Genomic DNA, 5,684 nt, shown 5'->3' with positions numbered 1-5,684 from the left:
GCATCACGATCATGTGGTTCTTCGCCCCGCCGAAGCACTGCGCCCGCTTGCCGTTCGCGGCGGCGGTCTCGTAAATGTACTGGGCGATCGGCGTGGAGCCCACGAAGCCAATGGCGCGCACCCGCTCGTCGGTGAGCAGCGTGTCCACCGCCTGCTTGTCGCCGTTGACCACGTTGAAGATCCCGGGGGGCAGCCCCGCCTCGAGGAAGAGCTCCGCGAGGCGCAGCGGCACCGAGGGGTCCCGCTCGGAGGGCTTCAGGATGAAGGCGTTCCCCGCGGCGATGGCCGGGCCGGATTTCCAGAGCGGGATCATGGCCGGGAAGTTGAAGGGGGTGATCCCGGCGACTACCCCGAGGGGCTGCCGCATCGAGTAGACATCGATTCCGGCCCCGGCACCGGTCGAGTACTCGCCCTTCAGCAGGTGCGGGGCACCCACGGCGAATTCGACAACCTCGACGCCGCGCTGGATGTCGCCGACCGAGTCCGCGATGGTTTTGCCGTGCTCCCGGGACAGCATCCGGGCGAGGTTCGGGGTGTCCTTCGCGACGAGTTCGAGAAATTTCAGCAGGACGCGGGCGCGGCGCTGCGGGTTCGTCGCGCCCCAGGCGGGCTGGGCGGCCTCGGCGTTCGCGATCGCGGCCTCCACCTCGGCCACGCTGGCGAGCGGGACGAGGGCTTGACGCCGCCCGGTGCTGGGGTCGTACACGTCCCCGAAGCGGCCGGAGGTGCCCCGGACGCGCTCGCCTCCGATGAAGTGACTCAGTTCGTGCGGTCCTGCGCCCTCGTGGGGGGTCGACTCGGCTGCCATGATTCCGTCCTCTCTCAGCGGCCACGGTGCCGCGAGACCAGAATACTTGGCCCCCCGAATAATTACTAGGCCTTCCTAGTAATTCTTTGGAGACCAAAAAACGCCCGGTGACCCGAACAATCGGGGCACCGGGCGCGCGTCCGTCGCGACGGAGCCTAGCGGGGCTGCATGCGAATCGCGCCGTCGAGGCGGATCGTTTCCCCGTTCAGGTAGCCGTTTCGCACGATCGACTCGACGAGCTGCGCAAATTCCTCGGGGCGGCCCAGCCGAGACGGGTAGGGCACCTGGGTGCCGAGGGAGTCCTGCGCCGCCTGCGGCAGCCCGCTCAGCATCGGGGTCTCCAGGATGCCGGGCGCGATCGTGCACACCCGGATCGCGTGCCGGGCGAGCTCGCGCGCGATCGGCAGCGTCATCGCGTGCACGCCGCCCTTCGAGGCGGCGTAGCCCGGCTGCCCAATCTGCCCCTCGAAGGCGGCGACGCTCGCGGTGTTGATGATGACCCCGCGGTCCCCGCCCTCGGTGGGCTCGGTGCGCGCGATCGCCGCGGCCCCGTGCGCGGCCACGCGGTAGCTCCCGACGAGGTTGATCGCCACGATTCGGGCGAAGTCATCGACCGGGGTGGGCTGCCCCTCGCGGTCGAGGACCTTCGCGGGCGGCGCGATGCCGGCGCAGTTCACGATGATGCGCAGGGGCGCGGCCCGCTCGGCCTCGGCCACCGCGGCGGCGACCTCGTCCTCCCGAGTGACGTCGGTGGGCACAAAGCGCCCGCCGAGCTCCTCGGCGACCGCGGCGCCCGCCGAGTTCGGCAGGTCGACGATCGTGACGATCGCCCCCGCCGCGGCGAGGTGCCGCGCGGTGGCCAGGCCGAGGCCGCTCGCGCCGCCCGTGACCAGTGCGCCGTTTCCAGAAATTTCCATGATGTCTCCTGAGTCTTCGTGGGGTTGTGGTGCGGGCGCGGGGCTAGCCGTTCCAGCGTCGGAACAGGGCTGCGAGGGCCTGCCCGCCGCCGATGCACATGGACACGATCCCATACTCGTGGCCGCTGCGCTGCAGATCCATCGCGACCCGAAGCGACAGGATCGCGCCCGTCGCGCCGACGGGGTGCCCGAGCGCGATCGCCCCGCCGTAGGGGTTCGTGCGCTCCGGGTCCAGCCCGGAGTCGCGGATCACCGCGACCGCCTGCGCCGCGAAGGCCTCGTTCATCTCCGTGACGCCAATGTCGTCCGGGGTGAGCCCGGAGCGGTCGAAGAGCTTCTTGAGCGCCAGCACGGGGGCGTACCCCATGATCTCGGGGTCGACGCCCGCGGTCGTGACGAGCTCGAGCGTGGCGAGGCCGGTCAGCCCGCGGGCCCGGACCTCGGACGCGCGCATGAGCACGACCGCCGCGCCGCCGTCGTTGATGCCGGAGGAGTTTCCGGCCGTGACCGAACCGCCCTCCTGGAACGCGGGGCGCAGTCCGGCCAGCACCTCGGCGGTCGTGCCCGGCTTCGGGTGCTCGTCCTCGCTCACCGTGACGGGCGTGCGGCCGCCCGTGGTGACGGGGACGATTTCCTCGGCGAACGCGGCCCGCGCGGCCGGACTCGCGGCCCGCTCCTGGCTCCGCACCGCGAAGGCGTCCTGCTCTTCACGACTCACCGAGTAGCGCGCGGCGACGTTCTCCGCGGTCGTGCCCATGTGCTTTTCCGTGAAGGGGTCGCTGAGCATCTGCACGGTGCCGTCCACGAGGGTCCGGTTGCCGAGCCGGTCGTTGAAGCGGGCGTTGTAGTCGTAGAACGGCAGCCGGGTCATGTTTTCGTTGCCGCCCGCGACCACGATATCGGCGGCTCCCCAGGCAATCTGCTGCGCGCCGGACCAGATTGCCTGCAGCCCGGAGCCGCACAAGCGATTGACGTTGAAGGCGGGCACCGCGGTGGACAGGCCCGCACCCAGGGACACCCGACGGGCGTTGTAGGCGTCGGGCCCGATCTGGCCGATGCACCCCATCACCACCTCGTCCACGTCCGCGGCGGGCACCCCGGCACGGGCCAGGGCCTCCGTGACCGCTGCCGCCCCGAGCTCGTGCGCGGCCGTGCCCCGAAACGCCTTGCCGAAGCTGCCGATCGGGGTCCGCGCCCCGGCGACGAGAACAATTTTTTCACTCATGCGGACATCCGCCTTTCCTGATTGGCGGACCCTGCTTGCCGCCTCATCACGTGGGAGGGCCCGCGACGCCGAAGCAACGCGAGCCCGTGGTACGGGACAGCGTAACGGTGCTTTTCCGAAAGTGGGGCACCGGGACGAAGAATTCTTTGCTACGGTTACGTTCCACAAGCGGTCTTCCCATCACGGGGGCCTCAGCGCCGATTCCCCGTTGACCGCTCGCCCCGTTCCACCCATCGCTGCGAGCCACCACGTTGCCCCGTCACAACGCCGCAGCCACGCCCTGCTTCACGCCGGATTCCGCGCACCGCCCGGGACCGGCGCTCCCCCGCCGCGGCCAGCCTTCGGTCGCTGCGCAGGGAATCTCTCCGCACGCACCGCGTCCTCCGCTGAGGACCCGCACCCGATTGAGGATTTCTGATGATGAACACCCAGCCGCTTTCCGCCACCGTTTCCGGGGCCCGCGCCTCCTCCCTCGGCGATCTGCTCCGCCGCTCAGCGGCCAGACAGCCGGCAAAAACCGCCCTGATCGACGGGGCCACGGAGCTGAGCTACGCCGAATTCGATCTCGCCGTGAACCGGCTCGCGAACGCGCTCATCGCCTCCGGGGTCACGCCCGGCTCCCGAGTCGCGCTGATCAGCAGAAACTGCTGGCAGTTCGCGGTGACCGCCTTCGCCACGGCCCGCGCCGGGGCAATCCTCGTGCCGATCAACTTCATGCTGACCGCCGATGAGATCGCCTTCCTCCTCAGCGACGCGACGCCCGTGGCCGTGCTCGCCCAGACCCCGTTCGTGGCGACCGCAGATCGGGCGGTCGCGGCCGCCGGGCTGCCCGTGCCCGCCCGCATCGAGATCCCGGCACCCGGCGCAGCCGCCGCGGATCGGGACGGCTGGCGCGCCTTCGCCGAGGCCCTGGGCGAGGGGGCCGATGACGAACCGGGGGTCGTCGTCGCCGAGGACGACCCCGTGCGCATCATGTACACGAGCGGCACCGAATCCCGCCCGAAGGGGGTGGTGCACTCCAGCCGCTCGCTCACCTCTGAGTACCTGAGTTGCATCGTCGACGGCGGGATGACCGCCGACGACGTCGAGCTGCACACCCTGCCCTTCTACCACTGCGCCCAGCTCGACTGCTTCCTGGGCCCGGACATCGCGCTCGGGGTGACGAGCATCATCCTGCCGGGGCCCGACCCGGCGACCGTGCTGCGCACGATCGCCGAGCGGCGGGTGACCAAGTTCTTCGCCCCGCCCACGGTGTGGATCGCGCTCCTACGGCACCCGGACTTTGCCGAAACGGACCTGTCCAGCCTGAGCAAGGGCTACTACGGGGCCTCCGCGATGCCCGTCGAGATCCTCCGGGAGATCCAGGAGCGGCTCCCCCAGCTGCGGCTCTGGAACTTCTACGGGCAGACCGAGCTGGCCCCGGTCGCCACGATTCTCCCCCCGCACGAGCAGGTCTCACACGCGGGGTCCGCGGGGCGGCCGGTGCTCCACGTCGAGACCCGGCTCATGGATGACGACGGGAACTTCCTGGCCCCCGGCGAGGTCGGGGAGGTCGTGCATCGCGGCCCGCAGATCGCCCTGGGGTATTGGAACAACCCAGCGCAGACCGCCGAGGCGTTCCAGGGCGGCTGGTTCCACTCCGGCGACCTCGGGGTGTTCGACGCCGAGGGGCGGCTCAGCATCGTCGATCGGAAGAAAGACATGATTAAGACCGGCGGCGAGAACGTCGCCAGCCGGGAGGTCGAGGAGGTGCTCTACGAGCACCCAGCGATCGCCGAGGTCGCCGTGTTCGCGACCCCGCACCCCAAGTGGGTCGAGACTGTGACCGCAGCCGTCGTCCTCCGGGCGGGGGCGACCACCACGGTCGAGGAGCTGCGCTCGCACGCGCGCTCGTTCCTGGCCCCGTTCAAGGTGCCCACGCTCGTGCACATCCTGGAGAGCCTGCCCAAGAACCCGAGCGGGAAGATCCTGAAGCGTGAGCTCCGGGAACAGCTCGTGGCAACCGTGGTCTAGCGCCCGGCGGCCCCGGCGGCTCAGCCCGCGGCGCGGACCAGGGTGAGGGAGAACTCGATGAAGCCCTGGTCATCGACGCGGACAAAGCCGAGATCGGGCGCGGTCACGCCGTAGTCCGCGAAGGTGACCGGGATCTGCCCGGCCACGGTCACCCCGGCGTCGGTCAGGGCCGTGGTGAGCTCCGCCGTTATCTCCCGCGTCACGCCGTTCAGGGTCAGGCTCCCGGCGACGGGAAGATCGATCGTCTCCCCCGGCCCGGGCACCGGGTCCGGGGCGATGGTCCCGTCCAGCACGAAGGAGGCGGTCGGGTGCGTCGCGGTGTCCAGGGCCTGCTCGCGGAAGTAGCTGTCGCGGCTGCTCGAGTCCGTCGCGATCGACGCGACGTCCACCTCGATTGTCGCCGCCGTGACCGCGGTGTCGCTCGTGGTGACGCGACCGCTCACAGACTCCGTGCGGCCCGTCACGGTCACGTCGGTGCCGTTCAGGACCTCCGCCACCCGGTATCCGGCAAAGGAGCCCTCGCCGAGGACCCACTCGCCCGCGCCGAGCTCGAGGTCACCGCCCGCGCCGGGCCCGGCCTGCGCGCTCAGCTCCTCCTGCGGCGTGCTCGCGGCGGGCCCGACGATCAGGTCCCGGTAGAGGATCGGGCCGACCGTGAAGGCGAGCACCACCAGGAGGACGAGGCCGGCGCCCAGGGTGATGAGGAGACCGGTCCGCTTCC

Annotated in this window: 5 protein-coding genes; 1 reads left to right on the top strand and 4 read right to left on the bottom strand. The window is 70.8% G+C overall.

Annotated elements, in window-relative coordinates; translation table 11 throughout:
• The 3 genes from OOT08_RS09945 to OOT08_RS09935 all read right to left on the bottom strand — a co-directional run.
• Positions 1 to 808: aldehyde dehydrogenase family protein (locus OOT08_RS09945; protein WP_325092495.1), on the bottom strand; the 808-nt coding region annotated here is incomplete at its 3' end.
• 155 nt (positions 809 to 963) lie between these two features.
• Positions 964 to 1,725 carry an SDR family NAD(P)-dependent oxidoreductase gene (locus OOT08_RS09940; protein WP_325092493.1) on the bottom strand — a complete coding sequence of 254 codons (762 nt, stop codon included), beginning with the start codon at positions 1,723 to 1,725 and terminating at the stop codon, positions 964 to 966.
• A gap of 43 nt (positions 1,726 to 1,768) precedes the next feature.
• Entirely contained in the window at positions 1,769 to 2,950 is a 1,182-nt protein-coding gene (locus OOT08_RS09935) for a thiolase family protein (RefSeq protein ID WP_325092492.1), read from the bottom strand.
• 417 nt (positions 2,951 to 3,367) lie between these two features.
• Between OOT08_RS09935 and OOT08_RS09930 the strand changes: the two genes are divergently transcribed.
• The gene (locus tag OOT08_RS09930; RefSeq protein WP_325092491.1) at positions 3,368 to 4,963 is read left to right on the top strand and encodes a fatty acyl-CoA synthetase; all 1,596 of its coding nucleotides are present in this window, start codon (positions 3,368 to 3,370) and stop codon (positions 4,961 to 4,963) included.
• A gap of 20 nt (positions 4,964 to 4,983) precedes the next feature.
• Here the strand turns inward: OOT08_RS09930 and OOT08_RS09925 are convergent.
• On the bottom strand, positions 4,984 to 5,684 hold a 701-nt coding region (locus OOT08_RS09925), incomplete at its 5' end, for a YceI family protein (protein ID WP_325092490.1).

The organism is Leucobacter sp. M11 (assembly GCF_035726885.1).
Classification (GTDB): Bacteria; Actinomycetota; Actinomycetes; order Actinomycetales; family Microbacteriaceae; genus JAPFRB01.
Note: the sequence above shows the minus strand (reverse complement) of the source record. Positions and strands in the feature narration are given on the sequence as shown.